Below are 22,398 nucleotides of genomic sequence, written 5' to 3' on the forward strand. Positions count from 1 at the left end.
GCTCTCAGTAGGGTCGCTGTCAGTTCTTGGTGGGGGCGGCGGTGCCGCTGTTGCCCACCGCGTTGCTGTACTCGTTCCGCGTACGGGACACCTCGGTGAAGCGGCTGGTCCGCCAGCTGTAGGTGATCACTTCCTCGCTGGAGGGGTACGACACCGGGTCGCCCTTCTGGTACATCTGCTGGGTCACCACCAGGTCGCCACGGTCGATCTCCGCGTAGACCGGCGGCTCCTCGGCCTTGAACACATTCTGGTACCTGTGGTTCTTCATCCGGTACACGTAGGAGCCGACCCCGACGGCGTCCCCGCATGTCATCACGTTGACCACGATGTCGTCGACGTCGCCGCCGGTGAGGTCGCCGTAGGACACGTCCACCGGGTACTCGTCGGCCACGCAGGGCTTCAGGTCCTCCTTGACCGCCCTGGCGACCTGCGGGTCATCCTTGACGATCTTCACCACCTCGGCACGCGTGGGCTCCTTGGCGGTGGGCGAGGGCGACGGCGTGGCGGCACTCGTGATCAACGGGTCGCTGCCCGCGGGGCCCTCGTCCCTGGCGCCCGTGCCGCCGGTGGCGCAGGCGGCGACGAAAAGCCCGAGGGCGGCGACCGCGGCCACCGCCGCCGTCACCGCCTTCAGGGCTCCGCTGGGCTGTATGGCCCTGGTGCCTAGGCCGCGCAACGCTCCCGCTCCTCACGCTCCAGCGCGCGTGCGTCCAGGTCGCGGGCCTCCAGCTCCTCCCGGAGCCGGGCGAGCGCCCGGTGCAGCGTGCTCTTGACCGTACCGGCCGACATGCCGAGGGCGGCGGCCGTCTCCTCCGTGGACATCTGCTCCCAGTGTCGCAGCACGACGACACTGCGCTGCTTGGGAGCGAGCACCTTCAGGACGTCCATCAGCAGGGCACGGTCCGCGTGCTGCTCGGTGGAGTCGTCCACCGACGCGTCCGGGAGCTGCTCGGTGGGGACCTCCTCCAGTTTGCGCGCACGCCACCACTCGGTCCGCGTGTTGATCATGACGCGGCGCAGGTAGGCGTCGGCCAGGCGCTTGTCCGCGATGCCCTCCCAGCGGCCGTACGTGCGCACCAACGCGGTCTGCAACAGGTCCTGGGCGTCGGTCGGGTCGGGGACCAGCCGGCGCGCGCTGCGCAGCAGCGCGTCCTGCCGGGTGCGTACGTACTCCTCGAATTCGAGCACCTCGCCGTGCGCCATTCCAACCGCCTCCATTCCCCGTTTCCGACCTGTGGTCCGGCTGCGTCCCGCAGCCCGGCCGGTTCCTCACACCTGGAGCGGGCTCGTCCCGAGCCCGGGTGCCGCACCCTCGGCGGCACGCATATGAAGTTACGGACGAGTTGTCACGGCGTTGTCCGTTCCAGGCGTCGGAGAGCACTCGGCTGTCCGTCGGTTGTGTAACAGATATAGGAACGGGGTAAAGGGGTACGGCAGTTGGGGCGAGTATGCGGTGATTTGTCAGGCAGGTTGGGGGCGTGAGGCTGTGATGTGGCAGGGGCGAGGCTGTGACAGCGCCAAGCGTTGGCTGTGAAGTCGCCGAGCGAGATGCTCAGCAGGGTCAGGTGAGGGGCAGGCGGTAGAGGCGGCCCGGGAGGGGTTCCACCAGGCCGTCGGAGACCAGACCGTCCAGGGCGCGGGCGCGCTGGACCGGGTCGTCCCACACGCGGTCGAGCACCGACTGCGGTACCGGGCCCACGGCCTCCCGCAGCACGGCCAGCAGTCGGCCGCGCACCTGACGATCGGTGCCCGCGTACGTCTGGCCGCGGCGCGGCGGACCGTCGTGCTCGGGCTTTCCGGCCAGCCGCCAGGCGCACTGCGTGGCGATCGGGCAGCGGTGGCAGTTCTCGTTCTTCGCCGTGCAGATCAGCGCGCCCAGTTCCATGGAGGCGGCGGCCCAGCGCGAGGCGGTGCGCTCGTCGTCCGGCAGCAGTTCGCGGGCGAGCCGGCGCTCGGCGGCGGTGGTGGCGTTGGGCGGGTACTGCACGCCGGTGACCGCGCGGGCCAGGACCCGGCGCACGTTGGTGTCGAGCACCGGGTGCCGCTGGCCGTACGCGAACGACGCGACGGCCGCGGCCGTGTACTCGCCGATGCCGGGCAGGGCGAGCAGTTGGGCGTGGTCGGTGGGGACGTCGCCGCCGTGCCGTTCCGTTATGGCGACCGCGGCGCCGTGCAGGCGCAGGGCACGGCGGGGGTAGCCGAGGCGGCCCCAGGCGCGGACGGCTTCACCGGGGGGTTCCTTGGCCAGGTCGGCGGGGCGGGGCCAGCGGGTGAGCCACTGTTCGTAGACGGGCAGGACGCGGTTGACCGGCGTCTGCTGCAGCATGAACTCACTGACCATCACCCCCCAGGGCCCGGCCTCCGGGCGCCGCCACGGGAGATCACGGGCGTGCTGCTCGAACCAGGCGATGACCGGGCCGTGCAGGACCGTGCCGGGGGCTCGGCCGGTGGCGGTGGAGCCGGGGGTGTCGTCGGTCTGGGTGGGGGCGGTGGCGGTGGCGGGGGTGGTGGGTGCAGTCATGGCGTAGTCGATCCTGCCATGCCGGGGGTGGTCGGGTGGGGGATCGGCTCGGGGTGGATTTGTCCGGGATGACCTCGGATGGCCTGTGGCGGCCGGCCGGGCGTCGTGGGATTCCCCGCCGCGGCGGATGCCGATCGGCCGGAAGATCCGCGCCGGGCGCGTGCCTCCCCGCCCTCGTCGGGCGTGTGCCTCCCCGCACTCGTCCCTGCGTCCGGCGGCGGATGCCGGCACCGCCCGGAGGGCCGTCGGCTCGGCCGACGCGGTTCTTCGAGATGATGATCGGGAAAAGTTGTGGCCCTGGCGGCGGGTGGGGCCAGGTGTGCGCGAGATCTCTCGTACAGTTTGCGCCGTGGGATCTCTGCGCAATCCGGTTGGGCCGCTTCCCTCCTCCATCTACTGGCGACGGAGGGCCGTAGTGCTGTCCGTGGTCGCCGTGTTGGTGCTGCTCGTCGTGTGGGCGGTCACCTCATCCGGCGGCGGCGGGAAGAACAAGGCGGACGGCTCGAACGGCAAGCATCCCACGTCCTCGATCACGCCGGGCCCGTCCGGTACGGGGCCCGCGATCAGTCAACGCCCGGGCGGACGCGACGAGTCGGGCGGTGGTGACGGTTCCGGGTCGTCCGGGGGGGCCGGATCGTCGGGCTCGGGCGCGTCCGGTGGCGCGGGCGACACCGGATCCGGCGGCACGGACGGCCAGGCCAACGGCAGCGGCGGCTCTTCCGGCCGGCTCCCCGCCGGCGGCGGTGCGTCCCTGCCCGACTGCGCCTCCGGATCGGTGCAGTTGACCCTGCGCAGCCTGCACAACACCTACGGGCCCGGGGACACTCCCACCTTCGAGCTGATCGCCAAGAACACCTCCGGCAGCGACTGCAAGGTCGACCTCGGCCCCAAGTACGCGGTGCTGACGATCACTCAGGCAGGGAGCAACAGCGCCTTCTGGTCCTCGGCGGACTGCCCCAGCGGCTCGGGCGGCGCGCTGTTCCGGGTGCCCGCGAACGAGCAGGTCACCTACACCGTGAAGTGGGACCGCAAGCACAGCGCGCCCAACTGCGCGACACCACCGGCGGGTTCCGCGGCGGCGGGCACCTACCTGGTCGAGGCGAGGGTCCCCGGCTTCCCGAAGACACAGACGTCGTTCGTGCTGTCGAAGGACTGAGAGCCCCGAAAACAGAATGTTTGAGTGCGGGCCGGGCGCCTGTCCAGGCTCGGTCGTCGGTCAGACGTACCGTTCGAGGATCGAGGACTCGGCCAGCCGCGACAGCCCCTCGCGTACGCTCCGCGCCCGGGCCTCGCCCACGCCGTCCACCGTCTGGAGGTCGTCCACGCTGGCCGCGAGCAGTTTCTGGAGGCCGCCGAAGTGCTCCACCAGGCGGTCGATGATCGCTCCGGGCAGCCGCGGGACCTTCGCCAGCAGGCGGAAGCCGCGCGGGGACACCCCCGAGTCGAGCGCCTCCGGGGAGCCGGTGTACCCCAGCGCCTTGGCGACGGTGGACATCTCCAGGAGCTCCGCGTGGCTCAGGGCGTCCAGCTCGGCCAGCGCCTCCTCGACCGTGCGGGAACGCTTCGCGGTCGGTTCCGGCACGTAGTCGCGGACCACCAGTTCGCGCTCGGGCTCGACGCCCGCGATCAACTCGTCGAGCTGGAGGGCGAGCAGACGGCCGTCGGTGCCCAGTTCGACCACGTACTCCGCGATCTCGGTGGCGATGCGGCGCACCATCTCCAGCCGCTGCGCCACCGCGGAGACGTCCCGGACCGTGACCAGGTCCTCGATCTCCAGCGCGGACAGCGTCCCGGCCACCTCGTCCAGGCGGAGCTTGTACCGCTCCAGGGTGGCCAGGGCCTGGTTGGCGCGGGACAGGATCGCCGCCGAGTCCTCCAGGACGCGGCGCTGCCCGTCGACGTACAGGGCGATCAGCCGCATCGACTGCGAGACGGAGACCACCGGGAAGCCGACCTGCTTGCTCACCCGGTCCGCGGTGCGGTGCCGCGTGCCGGTCTCCTCGGTCGGGATCGTCGGGTCCGGGACGAACTGCACGCCGGCTCTCAGGATCTTCGACAGGTCCGAGGAGAGCACGAGGCCGCCGTCCAGCTTGCACAGCTCCCGCAGCCGGGTGGCCGTGAACTCCACGTCCAGGACGAAACCGCCCGTGCACATCGCCTCGACGGTCTTGTCCGAGCCGAGCACGATGAGACCGCCGGTGTTGCCGCGGAGCACGCGCTCCAGGCCGTCACGCAGGGGCGTGCCGGGTGCCACGGCGCTCAGCGAGGCGCGCATCAGGCCATCGGAACCGGCACTCCCACCGGACTTTCCGGGAGCTGCTGCCCGGTCGTTGGCTGCCACTGCACTCCTCCGGTCGCAGGTTCTGGGGCGCTCCCGTGTCGCACACTCGGTTCGTACGGACGGGCGAGACCAGGGCAAAGTCTACCGGCGGTCCTCCTCCTCCCGTGGGGCCTCTCGGCGACGGGAGCGGGGGAGGACCCGCAGCGCGTCCCCCACGTCCGCCACTTCCAGCACCTTCATCCCGGGCGGGGTCTTCCCGGGATCGGCCGGTACGAGGGCGTGCGTGAAGCCCAGGCGGTGGGCCTCGGCCAGGCGGCGCTGGACGCCGGTGACCCGTCTCACCTCCCCGGCGAGGCCGACCTCGCCGATCGCGACCAGGTTCTTGGGCAGCGGGGTGTCGCTGGCGGCGCTGGCCAGCGCGAGCGCGACCGCCAGGTCGGCGGCCGGCTCGGACAGCTTCACCCCGCCGACGGTCGCGGAGTAGATGTCCCGTTTGCCCAGGGCGCTGATCCGCCCGCGCTGCTCCAGCACGGCGAGCATCATCGAGACCCGGGAGGTCTCCAGGCCGGACGTCGTACGCCGCGGGGACGGGATCTGCGAGTCGACGGTCAGGGCCTGCACCTCGGCCACCAGGGGGCGGCGGCCCTCCAGGGTGACGGTGAGGCAGGTGCCGGGGACCGGCTCGTCGCGGCGGGTCAGGAACAGTCCGCTGGGGTCGGCGAGGCCCATGATGCCCTCGTCGTGCAGCTCGAAGCAGCCGACCTCGTCCGTGGCGCCGTAGCGGTTCTTGACGCCCCGGACGAGGCGCAGGCGCGCGTGTCGGTCGCCCTCGAAGTGCAGGACCACGTCCACGAGGTGTTCGAGCAGGCGGGGGCCCGCGATGGCGCCGTCCTTGGTGACGTGGCCGACCAGGAGGGTGGCCATGCCGCGCTCCTTGGAGGCGCGGATCAGGGCCCCGGCGACCTCGCGGACCTGGGCCATGCCGCCGGGCGCGCCGTCGATCTCCGGGGAGGCGACGGTCTGCACCGAGTCGAGGACGAGGAGGGACGGCTTGACCGCGTCGAGGTGGCCGAGAACGGCCGAGAGGTCCGTCTCCGCCGCCAGGTAGAGGTGGTCGTGGATGGCTCCGATGCGGTCGGCGCGCAGCCGCACCTGGCTGGCGGACTCCTCGCCGGTCACATACAGCGTGCGGTGCTCCTCGCTCGCCGCCTTGGCCGCGACGTCGAGCAGCAGCGTGGACTTGCCGACGCCGGGTTCACCCGCCAGCAGCACGACCGCGCCCGGTACCAGTCCGCCGCCGAGGACGCGGTCCAACTCGGGCACGCCGGTGGAGCGGGCGGTGGCCTGCCGTCCGTCGACCTGGCCGATCGGCAGGGCGGAGGTGGTCACCCGCCCCGGTGTCGTCGTACGCACGGCGGGCGCGCCGTACTCCTCGATCGTCCCCCAGGCCTGGCACTCGGGGCAGCGGCCGAGCCACTTGGCCGTCTGCCAGCCGCACTCGGTGCAGCGATAGGACGGCCGGTCCTTGGAGGTCTTGGTACGGGCAGCCATGCACGAAACCGTAGCGGGGGCCACTGACAGCAGGGGTGGCGCCCGCGACGGAAGGCGCTTCTCCGCCCGCACCTACAATCCGGCCGCCCTCCCTGCGGAATCACCCCGGTGGCGCGGAATACATCGTTCCTGTCCCCTTATGAGGGATCGTTTCACCCGTACGGAGTAAAAGTGCTCAAGGGGGAAGAAGGTGCCGGTCATCGCCGCCTACGGTCGCACGGGTGATGAGCAGCAGGCCGGAGATCTCGACGCACGCCACCGGCGCACACCCGGCGCGCAACGACGCGCGGCAGCGGGGAAGCGCGCCTCGTGGCGCGACCCCTCGCACCCTGGCGCAGCGCCTGCCCGCGCGCTACGACCCCTATGTGGACGGGCTGTTCACCTACTGCCTGTCCCTGCTGTGTGATCACGAGGCGGCGACCGAGGCCCTCGGGGACGCCCTCGCGCTCGCCGAGCGTCGCGGCACCCGCGGCCCGCGGTCCCGGGACGACCACCGCGCCTGGCTGTACGCCCTCGCCCGCTGGTCCTGTCTGCGCCGCCTCGCCGAGGCACGGCGCCACCGCCGGGCCGGGCGCGACCGTGACGTCCGGCCGACCGCGGAGGCCGCCGACCGGCGCGCCGCCAGGGCTGTCGGCGCCACCGCCGAGCCGGCCGAGGAGACCGAGGAGCTGCGCCGCCGCGAGCTCGCCCAGCTCGCCTGGCCGGAGGCCGCCGGCACCACCCCCGAGCAGCGCGAGGCGCTCGAACTCGCGGTACGCCACCAGCTCCCGGCCCGCGAGATCGCCGCCGTGCTCGGCCTGGACCCCACCGCCGCCCGGGACCTGCTGGCCTCCGCCGCCTGCGAGGTGGAGCGCACCCGCGCCGCCGTCGCCGTCGTCGAGACCGGCACCTGTCCGGGCGTCGCCCGCCTCACCGGCGACCACCGGCTCGTCCTCAGCGCCGCCCTGCGCCGCGAACTCGTGCGCCACGTCGACGACTGTCCGCGCTGCCGTCGTACCGCCGAGCGCGCCGTTCCCGGCACCTGGCCCGGCACCAGCGTCACCCCCGCCGCGCTGCCCGTCCTCCAGGCACCTCGCGCGGCCCTGCACACGGCGATGACGCGGGCCGCACGCGCGCGTGGCGGCGCCCCCCGCTTCGACCGGCGCGGCTTCCCCATGGACCCGAAGGACCACGCCGCTCGCCGCGACCGCCTCCGCGCGCGTGCCGTCACCACGACCGTCGTCGCCACCGTGGTCGCCGCCCCGGTGCTCGCCCTGTGGGCCGCCTACCGCGGCCCCCTCACCGGCGAGGCCGCCGACGGCCGCCCCGCCACCGCGCGCGAGGTGCAGGACACCGCGTCACTCGGCGGCGTGGGCGCGGGCGGCTACGAGAACGCGGGCAACGCCAGTGCCGGACCCGGCGCCCGCCTCCCCGGCAAGGACGGCCGCGCACCCGACGTCTCCGTCGAGGTCGTCGGCGTGGCGACGGCCGCCCCGGGGGAGGGTCACCTGGCGGTGACGGCCCGCAACGACGGCACCACCACCCTCATCACCCTCACCGCGTCCGGCAGTTCACCCGTCCACTGGTCCGCGGCCACGGGCGCCTCCTGGCTCCACATGAACCAGTCCTCGGGCACGCTCGACCCCGGCGCGTCCGTCACGATCCGGGTCTACGTCGACCACCTCCACGAGCCCTCCGGCCCCTGGCACGCGCAGGTGGCGGTGGCCCCGGCGGGCGCCGTCGTCACGATCGACGGCTACGGCGCGGCGGGCCCGTCCGACCCGCACCCCACCGCCACCCCCACCCGCACCGTCCCGTCCGACCCCACGCCGACCGGTCCACCGCCCGGCTCGGACCCCAGCCACGGCGACCCGACCCCGACCGTACCGCCGGCCTCCAGCCCGCCGCCCACCGACCCGCCGCCCTCCACGCCGCCGCCCACCGACAGCGGCGCGCCGAGCCCGACCCCGTAGGCCGCCTTGTCCCTACCGTCAGGCCACGGGATCCGCGGGATGCGGTGCCACCAGCGGCAGCTGCGACGCCAGGCGCTGCTCGCACAGCTCGGCCAGGCGGTCGTACCCCGCCTTGCCCATCAGCTCGGTCAGCTCCGCCCGGTAGGAGACGTACACCGGCTCGCCCGCGCCGTGCGCCGACGTCGCCGACGTGCACCACCAGTGCAGGTCGTGGCCGCCCGGACCCCAGCCCCGGCGGTCGTACTCACCGATCGACACCTGCAGCACCCGGGTGTCGTCGGGCCGGTCGATCCACTCGTACGTGCGCCGGATCGGCAGCTGCCAGCACACGTCCGGCTTGGTCTCCAGCGGCTCCCGGCCCTCCCTGAGCGCCAGGATGTGCAGCGAGCAGCCCGCGCCGCCCGCGAACCCGGGCCGGTTCTGGAAGATGCACGAGCCCTGGTACGGGCGGGTCTGCCGGGACCCCTCGTCGTCCTCCACGACCCAGCCCGTCTTCATGCCCACGTCATGGTGCTGCCAGATCTCCGGAGTGAGCCGTGCCACGTGCCCGGCCACCCGCTTCTCGTCGTCCTCGTCCGAGAAGTGCGCCCCCAGCGTGCAGCACCCGTCGTCCGCGCGGCCCGCCTGGATTCCCTGGCAGCCGCTCCCGAAGATGCAGTTCCAGCGGGAGGTCAGCCATGTCAGATCGCACCGGAAGACCTGCTCGTCGTCGGCCGGATCCGGAAACTCCACCCACGCGCGCGCGAAGTCCAGCCCCTTCTCGTCGTTCACCTCAGGGGCTTTCTTCGCCATCTTCAGGGCCTTCTCGGACGGGGACGCCTTCGCCTGCGAAGAATCCTTCGATCCCTTGGAGGATTTGTCGGTCTTCGCCTTTTTCGTCTTTGGCACGCCTCCAGGGTAAGTGGACCGGGACCGCTGCGGGGACGGCACATCGCCGCACTGGCAGTAGCGTTCCGTACATGAGACTCGGTGTCCTCGACGTGGGTTCGAACACGGTGCATCTGCTGGTGGTGGACGCCCACCCCGGCGCGCGCCCGCTGCCCGCGCACTCGCACAAGGCGGAGCTGCGGCTCGCCGAACTGCTCGACGGCAACGGAGCCATCGGCCCCGACGGCATCGACAAACTGATCGCCGTGATCCAGGACGCCCTCCAGGCGGCCGAGGACAAGGGCGTCGAGGACCTGCTGCCGTTCGCCACGTCCGCGGTGCGCGAGGCCGGCAACGCCGACGACGTCCTCGCCCGGGTCGAGGACGCCACCGGCGTCGGGCTGCAGGTGCTGACCGGCGAGGAGGAGGCCCGGCTGACCTTCCTCGCCGCCCGGCGCTGGTTCGGCTGGTCGGCGGGCAAACTCCTCGTCCTCGACATCGGCGGCGGCTCCCTGGAGATCGCCTACGGCATGGACGAGGAGCCCGACGCCGCGGTGTCCCTGCCGCTCGGCGCCGGCCGGCTCACCGCGGCCTGGCTGCCCGGCGACCCGCCCGACCCCGAGGACGTCAGGGCGCTGCGCCGCCACGTACGGACGGAGATCGCCCGCACGGTCGGCGAGTTCAGCCGCTTCGGGGCGCCCGACCACGTCGTCGCCACCTCCAAGACGTTCAAGCAGCTCGCCCGCCTCGCCGGCGCGGCCCGCTCCGCCGAGGGCCTGTACGTGCAGCGCGAGCTGAAGCGGGAGTCGCTGGAGGGCTGGGTGCCCCAGCTCGCCGGGATGACGGCCGCCCAGCGCACGGAGCTTCCCGGCGTCTCCGACGGCCGCGCGGGCCAGCTGTTGGCCGGGGCGCTGGTCGCGGAGGCGGCGATGGACCTGTTCGGCGTGGAGGCGCTGGAGATATGCCCCTGGGCCCTGCGGGAGGGCGTGATCCTGCGGCGGCTGGATCACATGGGCTCGGCGTGAGCCTCCGGGTGAGTTCCGCGGCCCACCCCCAAGCCGCGGGGCTGTCGCATCCGCGGCTCCGCCGCGTGGGCGCGGGCAACCACGACGCATCCGCACCCGGCGACGGCGAACCGCGCAACGGCGAACCGGCGGCGCCCGCCCCACGTGACGTCGGCCACCCCCACCCGCCACTCCCGGCCCAAGGGCCGGAGGCACCCCGTACCCTGTCCCTCGTGGCAGAACCAGCGGTGCGCATCCCGGATGCGAAGGTCGCGCTCTCGACGGCCTCCGTCTACCCGGAGTCGACGGCGACGGCCTTCGAGATCGCCGCGCGCCTCGGGTACGACGGGGTCGAGGTCATGGTGTGGACCGACCCGGTCAGCCAGGACATCGAGGCGCTGCGCCGGCTCAGCGACTACCACCAGATCCCCGTTCTCGCGGTCCACGCCCCCTGTCTGCTGATCACACAGCGCGTGTGGTCCACCGACCCCTGGGTCAAACTCCAGCGGGCCCGCGCCGCCGCCGAGAAGCTCGGTGCCGGCACCGTCGTGGTCCATCCGCCCTTCCGCTGGCAGCGGCAGTACGCGCGTGACTTCGTCGACGGCATATGGCGCATGGCGAACGAGACGGATGTGCGGTTCGCCGTCGAAAACATGTACCCGTGGCGCTACCGGGACCGCGAGATGCTCGCGTACGCCCCCGACTGGGACGTCACGAAGGACGACTACCGGCACTTCACGATCGACCTCAGTCACGCCGCGACGGCCCGCACCGACGCCCTGCAGATGCTCGACCGCATGGGCGACCGCCTCGGCCACGTCCACCTCGCCGACGGCAACGGCTCCAACAAGGACGAGCACCTCGTGCCCGGCCGCGGTATGCAGCCCTGCGCCGCCGTCCTGGAGCGGCTGGCGCTGGGCGGCTTCGACGGGTACGTCGTCATCGAGGTCAACACCCGCCGTGCCATGTCCGGCGCCGAGCGCGAGGCCGATCTCGCCGAGGCCCTCGCCTTCACCCGGCTGCACCTGGCGTCGGCGGTGAAGGTGCCCCGCCGGTGAGCGAGCCTTCCGCCCGTCGCGGCAGGGGACGCCCCAGCCGTACCGAGACGGCGGCGGCCCCCGCCACCCGCGACCGTATCCTTCAGGCGGCCCGCGAGGAGTTCTCCGCGCGCGGCTACGAGAAGACGTCCGTGCGCGGCATCGCCAAGGCCGCCGGGGTGGACTCCGCGCTCGTCCACCACTACTTCGGCACCAAGGAGCAGGTCTTCGAGGCGGCCATCGAAGTTGCCTTCGCGCCCGCCCTGAGCGCGCCGGAGGCCATCGCCCAGGGGCCCCGGGAAGCCATCGGGGAGCGCCTGACCCGCTTCGTCCTCGGCATCTGGGAGAACCCCACGACCCGTACGCCGCTGCTGGCGATCGTCCGCTCCGCCGTGAACAACGACACCGCGGCCGCGGTCTTCCGCCGCCTGGTCGCCGCACAGCTGCTGCGCCGTATGGCGGACCGGCTGGACCTGCCGGACCCGGAGCTGCGCGCCGAGCTGGCGGCGGCGCAGCTGGTCGGTGTCGCGATGCTGCGGTACGTGGTCAAGGTGGAGCCGCTGGCGTCGGCGGACCTGGAACAGCTCGTGGCGCGGCTGGCCCCGGTGGTACAGAGTCACCTGACGAATCCCGGGTCGAGCGCCCGGACCGATCCCGCGACGAATCCCCGGGCCAATTTGGAGACGAGTCCCCGGACCGATCCCGGGACGAGTCCCGGAACGAATCCCTGAAACATGCATCCCGTATTCCGGACAGACGCGTCCGTCCCTTGGAGCACGGGCGTACGCTCAACGTGAGTCAGAACTCTCCGAAGGAGCGAGCGACGATGCCCGAGCTGAGGTCCCGTACAGTCACCCACGGCCGCAACATGGCGGGCGCCCGCGCCCTGATGCGCGCCTCCGGGGTACCCGGCGCGGACATCGGACGGAAGCCGATCATCGCCGTCGCCAACTCCTTCACCGAGTTCGTCCCGGGCCACACCCACCTCCAGCCGGTCGGCCGGATCGTCAGCGAGGCGATCAGGGAGGCCGGTGGCATCCCGCGCGAGTTCAACACCATCGCGGTCGACGACGGCATCGCCATGGGCCACGGCGGCATGCTCTACAGCCTGCCCTCCCGCGACCTGATCGCGGACAGCGTGGAGTACATGGTCGAGGCCCACTGCGCCGACGCCCTGGTCTGCATCTCCAACTGCGACAAGATCACCCCGGGCATGCTGATGGCGGCCCTGCGCCTGAACATCCCGACGGTGTTCGTCTCCGGCGGTCCCATGGAGTCCGGCCGCGCCACCCTGGTCGACGGCACCGTCCGCACGCTCGACCTGGTCGACGCGATCTCCGACGCCGTGAACGACAAGATCTCGGACGAGGACATCCTCCGCATCGAGGAGAACGCCTGTCCGACCTGCGGCTCCTGTTCCGGCATGTTCACCGCCAACTCGATGAACTGCCTGACCGAGGCGATCGGCCTCTCCCTCCCGGGCAACGGCTCGGTCCTCGCCACCCACACCGCCCGCAAGCAGCTGTACGTGGACGCGGCCCGCACGGTCATGGACCTCACCCGCCGCTACTACGAGCAGGACGACGACACGGTCCTGCCCCGCAACATCGCCACCTTCTCCGCCTTCGAGAACGCGATGGCCCTCGACATCGCGATGGGCGGCTCCACCAACACGATCCTGCACCTGCTGGCGGCGGCCCAGGAGGCGGGCGTCCCCTTCGGCCTGGAGGAGATCGACCAGGTCTCGCGGCGCGTCCCGTGCCTGGCGAAGGTCGCCCCGAACGTCGCCAAGAACCGCACGTACTACATGGAGGACGTGCACCGCGCCGGCGGCATCCCCGCCCTCCTCGGCGAGCTGCACCGCGCGGGCCTGCTGAACGAGGACGTGCACGCCGTGCACAGCCCGTCCCTCGCGGACTGGCTGAAGACCTGGGACATCCGCGGCGGCTCCCCGTCCCCCGAGGCCGTCGAACTGTGGCACGCGGCCCCCGGCTGCGTCCGCTCGGCGGAGGCCTTCTCCCAGTCGGAGCGCTGGGAGGCCCTCGACGAGGACGCGGAGAACGGCTGCATCCGCTCCGCCGAGCACGCCTACTCCAAGGACGGCGGCCTGGCGGTCCTCAAGGGCAACCTGGCCGTGGACGGCTGCGTGGTGAAGACCGCCGGCGTCGACGAGTCGATCTGGACGTTCGAGGGCCCGGCGGTCGTCTGCGAGTCGCAGGAGGAGGCCGTCCAGAAGATCCTCACCCAGCAGGTCAAGGAGGGCGACGTCGTCGTCATCCGCTACGAGGGCCCGAAGGGCGGCCCGGGCATGCAGGAGATGCTCTACCCGACCTCGTACCTGAAGGGCCGGGGCCTGGGGAAGGCCTGCGCGCTGATCACCGACGGCCGCTTCTCCGGCGGTACCTCGGGCCTGTCGATCGGCCACGCGTCCCCCGAGGCGGCCTCCGGCGGCACGATCGCCCTGGTGCGGGACGGCGACCGCATCCGCATCGACATCCCGAACCGCACGATCGAGCTCCTGGTCTCCGACGAGGAGCTGACCGCCCGCCGCGAGGCACTGAACGGCGTCTACGCCCCCGCGAACCGCGACCGGAAGGTCTCCGCCGCGCTGCGCGCCTACGCCGCGATGGCGACGAGCGCCGACAAGGGCGCGGTGCGGGATGTGACCAAGCTGGGCTGAGGCTCCGCTTCGAAAGGGCCGCCCGGTCGGGCGGCCCTTTTCCGTGCTACCAGCGGGCCGGGTCGCGTCCGTCCACGGCGAAGACGGTGCCGTCGGGGGCGGCGGCGTAGACATGGCCGTCGGCGAGCACGGGCGGGGGAAGCGAGGCCGCGACCGAGTCGGCGTTCGTACCGAGCCGCGCCCGGGTCTGCCCGACCAGCGTTCCCCTGCGCGCGTCCACGGCGAGGAGTCGGCCGTCGGCCGCGGTGACGTACACATGGCTGCCGTCGGTGACGGGTGCCGAGCCGCGGCTCAGGGACAATTCGACAGACCACAGCTGCCGTCCCGTCGCGGTGTCGACGGCTTTGAGCGTGCCGCCGGCCGCCAACAGGTAGACCACGCTGCCGTACACCGTCGCGTGGGCGCTCTGGAGCGGCACCGGAAGCGCCACTCGGTCCGTCGCCCCCGACCCGGGGACGTAGCGGACCACCGCCCGTGTGTCGCCGTAGACGCTGTCGACGGCGCGGAAGAAGACGGACCCACCACTGGCGCCGCACGGCTCCAGCGATCCCTTCAGCCGCACGTCCCACCGCACGCCCCCGGTACGCGGATCGACGGCGGTGACCTTCGTGCTCGACCCGTCGTCCGAGGTGCTCGTCGCGTACGCCAGGCGGTCACCGGGGAACGTGGCGAAGTACGGTGCCGCCTGGTCCGCGATACGCCGAGTCCACTTCGTGACGCCCGTCGCGCTGTCCACGCCGCTGACGCTGCCGTCGGCACCCGTGAGCAGAAGCATCCCGTCGACGAGCCGCATCACCCTGTACTCGGGCACGTTCCGCTGCCAACGCACCGTGCCCGAAGCGGCATCCAGTGCTTCCAGGCGCCGGCCTCCGTTCGTCGGAGGGTGCACCAGAGCACCCGACACCAGCGGAGGAGCACTCGTGGGCGCCTTGGTGACGGAATGCCGCCACAGCACGCTGCCGTGGGAAGGATCGAGGGCGAAGACCAGTCCGGGCCGTGCGCACACCAAAGCCCCGCCCGCATGGGAACACTGGGGCGCGCCGCCGCCCTTGAAGACCGACTTCGCCTCCCAGGGACCGAACCCCGCGGACCTGGTCGCCGGCGCGGCGGCCTTCGGCGCCGTCTCGCTTCCACGTCCGGGCAACTCGGCCGAGGCGAGCGCACCACCGGCGATGAGCACGAGGGCGCCTGCGGCGACCGTCAGGTGCCTGCGCAGCCGCCTCCAGGACCGCCGCTCCGGGCCCACCACGCGGGACTCGGGAGGCGGTGCGTCCCCCGTCCGCTGCGCCGGTATGAACGTCTGCGTGTCGTACGACGCGGCCACCGACCGCAGTTCCCGCATCAGCTCGTCCGGCGTGGGCCGGTCCTCGGGCTCCTTGGCGAGGCACCGCAGCACCAGCGGCCCCAACTCCTTCGGCACGCCGGTCAGGTCCGGCTCATCGTGCACGACCTGGTAGGCGACGACGTACGGGCTGTCCGAGTCGAACGGCCCCCGCCCGGTCGCCGCGTGGACCATGACGGACCCCAGCGCGAAGATGTCGGCGGCGGGACCGACCTCCCTCGGCCGCCGGAACTGCTCGGGCGCCATGAAGGGCGGGGTGCCGATCAACTTGCCGGTCTCGGTGCGCAGTTCGCTGTCCTTCGGCCGGGAGATGCCGAAGTCGATGACCTTCGGGCCGTCCTCGGCGAGCAGCACATTGCTGGGCTTCAGATCCCGGTGCACGACCCCGACCCGGTGGATGTCGCGCAGGGCCTCCGCGAGCCCGGCCATCAGCCGGCGCAACTGGGCCGGGCCCATCGGGCCATTCCGCTTCACCTGTTCGGAGAGGGTGGGTCCGGGAATGAACAACGTGGCCATCCAGGGCCGTTCGGCCTCCGGGTCGGCGTCCACCACGGGTGCGGTGAAGGCGCCGCTCACCCTCCGGGCCGCGGCCACCTCCTGCCGGAAACGGCCCCTGAACTCGGGATCCCTGGCGAACTCGGCGTGCACGACCTTCACCGCGAGCTTCATCCCGGAGGTACTGCGAGCCAGGTGCACGACGCCCATGCCGCCCGAGCCGAGACACGACTCCAGGCGGTAGTGACCGGCGTACTCGGGAAGTTCCGCTTCCGCGCCCGCTCCGGTGTTGCGCTGTGGCGTCATGGACCACCCCCGTGCTGTTCGTCCGCGCGCGCGACGCACGGAGCCTAGTCGATGACTCGTACGAGACCGAGGCGGCTTGCTAGCCTCCGCGTGCGAGTCGCGCACGGGTGTTTCATTGCGTGACGCGAGGGAATCAACGGGACCCCATGGCAGTCATGGGGCTCAACGGGGGAGGTATTCCATGTCGGTCGACCGCGCAGAAGTGAAGCCCGAGGGTGGCGACGAGGCGCAGGCCCTCACCACCGAGGCCGCGACCGCGTCCCTGCGGTACTACTCGGTCGCGCCGGGCGTGCGTCTCAACGTCCGCAGCGGCCCCGGCACCGGTTATGCGATCGTCCGGGTCCTGGCCGAGGGCGCCAAGGTGCCGATCTTCTGCCAGACGCCGGGTTCGACGGTCACGGGCCCGTACGGCACCACGAACATCTGGGACAACATCGACGACGGCGAGTACGTCTCGGACGCGTATGTCCACACCGGCGCCGACGGCTACGTCGCCCCGCGCTGCGGCTGACCCCACCACGGCGGGGGCCCCTCGCCCTCCGGAGCGATAATCGACCCGTGAGCGACGACAACGGCACTCCGGACACCCCCAAGGGCCCCCGCCCCGAACCGATCCGCTTCTTCGGCACCACCTGGGTGGACCACGACGGCGGCTACACGGCCCGCCGCATCGCCGTGTCCGTCGGCTCCCTCGCCGCCGCCGCGGTCTCCTGCCTCGTCCTGCGCCTCGCCTACCAGGGCCTGAACATCGCCGACGTCGGCACACCGGTGACCTTCCTGGTCGTGGTGATGTTCGCCGTGTGCAGCGCACTCGCGTTCGGCCACACCTGGGAAGCCTTCACCAAGCGCCCCGACCCCGAGCGCCGGTCCTCCCTCCGCGGCCTCCTCACCATCGGCTTCGTCGGCTCGCTCCTCGCCTACTTCTTCCGCTCGCTGACCGAGGCCCCCGGCGAGAAGCTCCACCGCGAGGAGTACGACAAGGCCCGCGCCGCCCACGAGAAGCGAACCACCCGCCGCACGGGCAACCCCTCCCGCCGACGCCGCTCCTGACCCGCCCCCCAGACCCCGCGCCCGCACCGCAAAAACCCGCTGCCCCGGCCCCCGCCACCGGCCACCATGGGGACATGACCGCGCCCTCCCGAACGGCCCGCGCCCACTCCTTCAACGCCGCCGCCGCCCAGTACGCCGCGAACCGCCCCTCCTACCCGCCCGCCCTCCTCGACGCCGTCGAGGACCTCGCCGGCCGCCCGCTCGCCGGCGCCCGCGTCGCCGACATCGGTGCCGGTACCGGTATCGCCACCGCCCTGCTCACGGCCCGCGGCGCGCACGTCCTCGCCGTGGAGCCCGGCGCCGGCATGGCAGCCCAGTTCCGCCGCACCCTCCCCGACGTCCCCCTGCTGCGCGGCGACGGCAACGCCCTCCCCCTCGCCACCGCCTCCGCCGACGTCCTCACCTACGCCCAGTCCTGGCACTGGACCGACCCCGCCCGCTCGGTACCGGAGGCCCTGCGCGTCCTGCGGCCGGGGGGCTCACTCGCGCTGTGGTGGAACATGGACGCCCAGGACGTGCCCTGGATCACCGAGCAGGCGGACCGCATCAAGCGTTTCTTCGGCACTGAGACGGCCACCAAGAACGGCGCCGGCGGCACCCGTCCCGAACTCGCCTTCGAAGGCGCCCCCGAGGTCCCCGCCCACACCCACCGCGTCGTCCGCTGGAGCCGCACGGTCCCCGTCGACACCCACCTCGCCAACATCGGCAGCCACTCCCTCTTCCTCGTCGCCGGCCCGGAGCGCGGGGAAGCCTTCCTCGCCGAGGAGCGCAAGCACCTCCTCGAAGCCTTCCCGGAGGGGCGCGTCGAGGAGGTCTACGACGTCCTGCTGATCGTGGCCAGGCGGCCGTAGGACCAGCGAGGTGATGCCGGAGACCGCCGGGTCGGCGACGTGCGCCGGGCAGGCGCCGACCCGGTCCGCCGGCGCCCCCGTGAGCGCGGCCGGCCCGGTGGGCGGCGCAAGGTCCTTTGCCGCGCATCCGGTCACACCCCCTTGACGGCCGTCCTGCTGCGCCCCAATATTCATCACATGATGAATATCAGGCGCCCACAACCGCCCGACCACCGCCGCGAGCCACACTCCACGGCCCCCGCCGTCCACGCCGAGCACCTCACCGTCGTACGCGGCCCCCGCACGGTCCTCCGCAACCTCGACTTCACCGTCCCCCGCGGCCGGATCACCGGCCTGCTCGGCCCCTCCGGCTGCGGCAAGTCCACCCTCATGCGAGCGATCGTCGGCACACAGGCCAAGGTCACCGGCACCCTGGAGGTCCTCGGCCGCCCCGCCGGCCACCCCTCCCTGCGCTCCCGCCTCGGCTACGTCACCCAGGCGCCCTCCGTCTACGCCGACCTCACGGTCCGCCAGAACCTCGACTACTTCGCCGCGATCCTCGACCCCGGCCGGGCTGCCGCCGACCGCCGCCGAGACAACGTCACCCGGGCCATCGCCGACGTCGACCTCACCTCGCACGCCGACGCCCTCACCGGCACCCTCTCCGGTGGCCAGCGCAACCGCGTCTCCCTCGCCGTCGCGCTCCTCGGCACCCCCGAACTCCTGGTCCTCGACGAGCCGACCGTCGGCCTCGATCCGGTCCTGCGCCGCGACCTGTGGTCCCTCTTCCACACCATCGCCGCCGAGCGCGGCGCCACCCTCCTGGTCTCCTCCCACGTCATGGACGAGGCCGAGCGCTGCCACCGCCTCCTGCTGATGCGGGAGGGCGGGATCCTCGCCGACGACACCCCCGACGCCCTGCGCACCCGCACCGGCAGCGAGACCGTCGAGGAGGCCTTCCTGCACCTCGTGGACGAGGCGGCGGCGCAGCGGACGGCCGGAAAGGAGACGGTCCGATGACCACAACAGCCGCCCGGGTCCTGCGCCAGCTCCGCCACGACCCGCGCACGATCGCCCTGATGCTCCTGATCCCCTGCCTGATGCTGTTCCTGCTGCGCTACGTCTTCGACGGCAGCCCACGCACGTTCGACTCCATCGGCGCCTCGCTCCTCGGCGTCTTCCCGCTCATCACCATGTTCCTGGTGACATCGATCGCCACCCTGCGCGAACGCACCTCCGGCACCCTGGAACGCCTCCTCGCCATGCCCCTCGGCAAAGGCGACCTGATCGGGGGCTACGCCCTCGCCTTCGGCGCCGTCGCGGTCATCCAGTCGGCCCTGGCGACCGGCCTGGCGGTCCGGTTCCTGGACCTGGACGTCACGGGCTCCCCCTGGCTCCTGCTCCTGGTGGCCCTCCTGGATGCCCTGCTGGGTACGGCCCTGGGCCTGTTCGTCTCCGCCTTCGCGGTCTCGGAGTTCCAGGCGGTCCAGTTCATGCCGGCGGTGATCTTCCCGCAACTCCTCCTGTGCGGCCTGTTCACACCCCGTGCCGCCATGCACCCGGCTCTGGAGGCCATCTCCGACGCGCTCCCCATGTCCTACGCGGTGGACGCGATGAACGAGGTCCTGCGGCATGCGGACATGACGGCGACGTTCGTGCGAGACATAGCGGTGGTGGCCTGCTGCGCGCTGCTGGTCCTGGGCCTGGGCGCGGCGACGCTTCGCCGGCGCACGGCGTAGCCGCCGCCGTGGCCGTGGGCAGGCGTGCACCGCCGCCCAGCCGCACCACCGGTGCACCCGCAACCCCCGTCCCGCCCACCGGACACCCCACCAACGGCACCCTCCTCAGTGCGAGGATGACCGAAGGACGACGCACCCCGGAGGGCCCCACCACCATGACCCAGAAAGTCGCAGTCCTCGGTACCGGCAAGATCGGCGAAGCCCTGCTCAGCGGAATGATCCGAGCCGGCTGGGCCCCCGCCGATCTCCTGGTGACCGCCCGCCGCCCGGAGCGGGCGGAGGAACTCCGTACCCGCTACGGCGTCACCCCGGTCACCAACCCCGAGGCCGCGAAGAACGCCGACACGCTCATCCTCACGGTCAAGCCGCAGGACATGGGCACGCTCCTCGACGAACTCGCCCCTCACGTCCCCGCCGACCGCCTGGTCATCAGCGGCGCCGCCGGCATCCCCACCTCCTTCTTCGAGGCCCGCCTGGCCGCCGGCACCCCGGTCGTGCGCGTCATGACGAACACCCCCGCCCTCGTCGACGAGGCCATGTCCGTCATCTCCGCCGGCACCCACGCCACCGCCGACCACCTGGCCCACACCGAGGAGATCTTCGGCGCCGTCGGCAAGACCCTCCGCGTCCCCGAGTCCCAGCAGGACGCCTGCACCGCGCTGTCCGGCTCGGGCCCGGCGTACTTCTTCTACCTCGTCGAAGCCATGACCGACGCCGGCATCCTGCTCGGCCTGCCCCGGGACAAGGCCCACGACCTCATCGTCCAGTCCGCCATCGGCGCCGCCGTGATGCTCCGCGACAGCGGCGAGCACCCGGTCAAGCTCCGTGAGAACGTCACGTCCCCCGCGGGCACCACCATCAACGCCATCCGCGAACTCGAGAACCACGGCGTACGGGCCGCCCTCATCGCCGCCCTGGAAGCCGCCCGCGACCGCAGCCGCGAACTGGCCTCCGGCAACAACTGAGGTCCCCCCCAGGGGGGCGGGTTCCGGGTCACTCCGCCGCGCGCGGCCTTATCCGTGGTCACCACGCACGCGAACCCGCCCCTGCAGGGATCCCTCGACCCCGCCGACGCCCGCGCGCCTACCGAGCAGCGTTCACCACGGCCTCCCGCACCCGGGAAGCCGCCGGAAGCAGCCCGATCGCACGATAGGCGGCATCCACGGTCGGCCGGGCCACCGCCCGCGCCCGCTCCGCGCCACCGCGCAGCACGTCGTCCACATACACGGGATCGGCACACAACTCCCTGTGTCGCTCCTGCAGCGGCCGCAACGTCTCGACCACGGCCTCCGCGGTGTCCTTCTTCAGGGCGCCGTACGACGCGTAGGCACCACTCAGCTCCTCGGGATCGCCCCCGGAGCAGGCGGCGAGGATCTCCAGGAGATTGGCCACGCCGGGCCGCGTCCGACGGTCGTACACGACGTCCGCCCCACTGTCGGTCACCGCACGCATGACCTTCTTCCGTACGACGTCCGGCTCGTCGAGCAGATAGACGATCCCCGGCCCCGAGTCGTCGGACTTGCCCATCTTCGAGCTCGGGTCCTGGAGGTTCATGACGCGGGTCGCCACCTGAGGGGGCGTCGCCCGGGGCACGACGAACGTGTACCCGTACCGCTGGTTGAACCGCACCGCCAGATCCCGCGCCAGCTCGACGTGCTGCGTCTGGTCGTCCCCGACCGGCACCTCGTCCGTCCCGTACGCCAGGATGTCCGCCGCCATCAGCGCTGGATACGTCAGCAGGGACAGCCGCACACTCCCGCCCCGCTCCCGCTCGCGCGCGGCCTTCTCCTTGTACTGGATCATCCGCCGCATCTCCCCGTCGGTGGCCACGCACTCCAGCAGGTACGACAGCCGCGCGTGTTCGTCGACGTGGCTCTGCACGAAGAGCGTGCACCGCTCCGGATCGAGCCCCGCAGCCAGCAACAGCGTCGCCGCCTGCCGACTGAGCCTGCGCACCCGCGCCGGATCGTGGTCCACGGTCAGGGCGTGCAGGTCGACGACGCAGAAGAGCGCGTCCGCCTGGTGTTGGTCGACGTTCACCCACCGCTGGACGGCGCCCAGGTAGTTCCCCAACGTCAGGTGCCCGGTCGGCTTGACCCCGCTGAATACCCGTGTCATCTCTTCTCCATCTCCTGGCCGGGGCCGCCGCCTTCGGCCGGCCGCCCCTCGGAGATCCGGAGGGAGATACGAGAACGGCCGCCGAAGCGGCGGCCGTTGAGCGCATACGTGAGTCCGGCCGCCGTCAGGCGGCCCACCACAGCTGGTTGCACGTACGCGAAGTCATGACATCGAGAGTACGCCCACCGAGACGTCCCGCAAGGGGTGCGGACCCGAGTTGACACGTACCGGACGGATCCGTAGTGTTCTCCGGGTTGCCCGACGTGAGCGCCGACTCCGGTCGGTCCCCGGGCAGCCACTCCGCAGGTACCAACCGACAATCGGCGCTATGTCGTCGTGCGTATCGGCATGCGTATTTTCGGAATGTAGGAATGAAGCCCCCGATTAGCTCGGGAGCCGAGAATCCGCTAAAGTCTCACTCGTCGGAACGGCCCAAGGGCCGCGAGGACAAGCCCGGATGACTGGGTATCAGGCCCCGAAGGGAACTGACGGATCTGATAGAGTCGACAAAGCCGGAAGGCCGAAAGGCCGGAAAGCACCGAGGAAATCGGATCGGAAAGATCTGATAGAGTCGGAAACACCGAAGGGAAGCGCCCGGAGGAAAGCCGAGAGAGTGAGTCTCTCC

Annotated in this window: 19 protein-coding genes and 1 pseudogene; 12 read left to right on the plus strand and 8 right to left on the minus strand. The window is 72.1% G+C overall.

The features are described from left to right. Positions 1–19: 19 nt before the first annotated feature. From ACFYZJ_RS34725 to ACFYZJ_RS34735, 3 genes are all read right to left on the minus strand, one after another. The gene (locus ACFYZJ_RS34725; protein ID WP_388575042.1) at positions 20–676 is read right to left on the minus strand and encodes a hypothetical protein; all 657 of its coding nucleotides are present in this window, start codon (positions 674–676) and stop codon (positions 20–22) included. Then, positions 664–1,203, minus strand: a complete 540-nt coding sequence (locus ACFYZJ_RS34730; protein WP_351231307.1) for a SigE family RNA polymerase sigma factor — start codon at positions 1,201–1,203, stop codon at positions 664–666. The genes ACFYZJ_RS34725 and ACFYZJ_RS34730 overlap by 13 nt, the downstream gene beginning before the upstream one ends. A 358-nt stretch (positions 1,204–1,561) precedes the next feature. Continuing rightward, positions 1,562–2,521, minus strand: coding sequence for an A/G-specific adenine glycosylase (locus ACFYZJ_RS34735; protein ID WP_388575044.1), 960 nt, complete (start codon positions 2,519–2,521; stop codon positions 1,562–1,564). Between the two features lie 349 nt (positions 2,522–2,870). Here ACFYZJ_RS34735 and ACFYZJ_RS34740 point away from each other — a divergent pair, with 349 nt between their 5' ends. Beyond that, positions 2,871–3,677, plus strand: coding sequence for a hypothetical protein (locus ACFYZJ_RS34740; protein WP_388575047.1), 807 nt, complete (start codon positions 2,871–2,873; stop codon positions 3,675–3,677). A gap of 60 nt (positions 3,678–3,737) precedes the next feature. Here ACFYZJ_RS34740 and disA read toward each other — a convergent pair whose 3' ends face one another. Both disA and radA read right to left on the minus strand, forming a co-directional pair. Beyond that, positions 3,738–4,862 carry a DNA integrity scanning diadenylate cyclase DisA gene (gene disA, locus ACFYZJ_RS34745; protein ID WP_388575049.1) on the minus strand — a complete coding sequence of 375 codons (1,125 nt, stop codon included), beginning with the start codon at positions 4,860–4,862 and terminating at the stop codon, positions 3,738–3,740. Positions 4,863–4,943: 81 nt separating this feature from the next. Continuing rightward, positions 4,944–6,353: a DNA repair protein RadA gene (radA, locus tag ACFYZJ_RS34750; RefSeq protein ID WP_388575051.1), complete on the minus strand. Its 1,410-nt coding sequence runs from the start codon at positions 6,351–6,353 to the stop codon at positions 4,944–4,946. 224 nt (positions 6,354–6,577) lie between these two features. Here radA and ACFYZJ_RS34755 point away from each other — a divergent pair, with 224 nt between their 5' ends. Further along, on the plus strand, positions 6,578–8,305 hold the full coding sequence (locus ACFYZJ_RS34755; RefSeq protein ID WP_388575053.1) for a hypothetical protein: 1,728 nt from the start codon (positions 6,578–6,580) through the stop codon (positions 8,303–8,305). An 18-nt stretch (positions 8,306–8,323) separates the two neighbouring features. Here the strand turns inward: ACFYZJ_RS34755 and ACFYZJ_RS34760 are convergent, their stop codons facing one another. After that, on the minus strand, positions 8,324–9,193 hold the full coding sequence (locus tag ACFYZJ_RS34760) for a hypothetical protein (protein ID WP_388575055.1): 870 nt from the start codon (positions 9,191–9,193) through the stop codon (positions 8,324–8,326). Between the two features lie 71 nt (positions 9,194–9,264). Between ACFYZJ_RS34760 and ACFYZJ_RS34765 the strand changes: the two genes are divergently transcribed. The 4 genes and pseudogenes from ACFYZJ_RS34765 to ilvD all read left to right on the plus strand — a co-directional run bounded on the left by ACFYZJ_RS34765 (position 9,265) and on the right by ilvD (position 13,893). Then, positions 9,265–10,197 carry a Ppx/GppA family phosphatase gene (locus tag ACFYZJ_RS34765; RefSeq protein WP_388575057.1) on the plus strand — a complete coding sequence of 311 codons (933 nt, stop codon included), beginning with the start codon at positions 9,265–9,267 and terminating at the stop codon, positions 10,195–10,197. A 212-nt stretch (positions 10,198–10,409) separates the two neighbouring features. After that, positions 10,410–11,234 carry a sugar phosphate isomerase/epimerase family protein gene (locus ACFYZJ_RS34770; protein ID WP_388575060.1) on the plus strand — a complete coding sequence of 275 codons (825 nt, stop codon included), beginning with the start codon at positions 10,410–10,412 and terminating at the stop codon, positions 11,232–11,234. After that, positions 11,231–11,845: pseudogene (locus ACFYZJ_RS34775) on the plus strand (TetR family transcriptional regulator); the annotation flags it as partial. The gene ACFYZJ_RS34770 and the pseudogene ACFYZJ_RS34775, both read left to right, overlap by 4 nt. Before the next feature lie 194 nt (positions 11,846–12,039). Then, positions 12,040–13,893 carry a dihydroxy-acid dehydratase gene (gene ilvD / locus ACFYZJ_RS34780; protein ID WP_388575062.1) on the plus strand — a complete coding sequence of 618 codons (1,854 nt, stop codon included), beginning with the start codon at positions 12,040–12,042 and terminating at the stop codon, positions 13,891–13,893. A 46-nt stretch (positions 13,894–13,939) separates the two neighbouring features. On the opposite strand, the gene ACFYZJ_RS34785 is transcribed toward ilvD, so the two are convergent. Continuing rightward, positions 13,940–16,036, minus strand: a complete 2,097-nt coding sequence (locus tag ACFYZJ_RS34785; protein WP_388575065.1) for a PQQ-binding-like beta-propeller repeat protein — start codon at positions 16,034–16,036, stop codon at positions 13,940–13,942. A 181-nt stretch (positions 16,037–16,217) separates the two neighbouring features. On the opposite strand from ACFYZJ_RS34785, the gene ACFYZJ_RS34790 reads away from it, so the two are divergent. The 6 genes from ACFYZJ_RS34790 (at position 16,218) to proC (ending at position 20,620) form a co-directional block, all read left to right on the plus strand. After that, on the plus strand, positions 16,218–16,547 hold the full coding sequence (locus ACFYZJ_RS34790) for an SH3 domain-containing protein (RefSeq protein ID WP_388575068.1): 330 nt from the start codon (positions 16,218–16,220) through the stop codon (positions 16,545–16,547). Positions 16,548–16,594: 47 nt separating this feature from the next. Further along, positions 16,595–17,086, plus strand: coding sequence for an EamA/RhaT family transporter (locus ACFYZJ_RS34795; RefSeq protein WP_388575071.1), 492 nt, complete (start codon positions 16,595–16,597; stop codon positions 17,084–17,086). A gap of 74 nt (positions 17,087–17,160) precedes the next feature. Continuing rightward, positions 17,161–17,937: a class I SAM-dependent methyltransferase gene (locus tag ACFYZJ_RS34800; protein ID WP_388575074.1), complete on the plus strand. Its 777-nt coding sequence runs from the start codon at positions 17,161–17,163 to the stop codon at positions 17,935–17,937. 177 nt (positions 17,938–18,114) lie between these two features. Beyond that, positions 18,115–18,936: an ABC transporter ATP-binding protein gene (locus ACFYZJ_RS34805; protein ID WP_388575076.1), complete on the plus strand. Its 822-nt coding sequence runs from the start codon at positions 18,115–18,117 to the stop codon at positions 18,934–18,936. Further along, a complete protein-coding gene (locus ACFYZJ_RS34810) occupies positions 18,933–19,655 on the plus strand; it encodes an ABC transporter permease (protein WP_388575079.1) in 723 nt (240 codons plus the stop codon). Before ACFYZJ_RS34805 ends, ACFYZJ_RS34810 begins: the two co-directional genes overlap by 4 nt. 155 nt (positions 19,656–19,810) lie before the next feature. Beyond that, complete coding sequence (gene proC, locus ACFYZJ_RS34815) at positions 19,811–20,620, plus strand: pyrroline-5-carboxylate reductase (protein WP_388575109.1); 810 nt, start codon at positions 19,811–19,813, stop codon at positions 20,618–20,620. A 118-nt stretch (positions 20,621–20,738) separates the two neighbouring features. Here proC and trpS read toward each other — a convergent pair whose 3' ends face one another. After that, complete coding sequence (gene trpS / locus ACFYZJ_RS34820; RefSeq protein ID WP_388575082.1) at positions 20,739–21,773, minus strand: tryptophan--tRNA ligase; 1,035 nt, start codon at positions 21,771–21,773, stop codon at positions 20,739–20,741. Between the last annotated feature and the right edge of the window lie 625 nt (positions 21,774–22,398).

It is taken from the genome of Streptomyces sp. NPDC001848, assembly GCF_042891915.1.
Classification (GTDB): domain Bacteria; phylum Actinomycetota; class Actinomycetes; order Streptomycetales; family Streptomycetaceae; genus Streptomyces.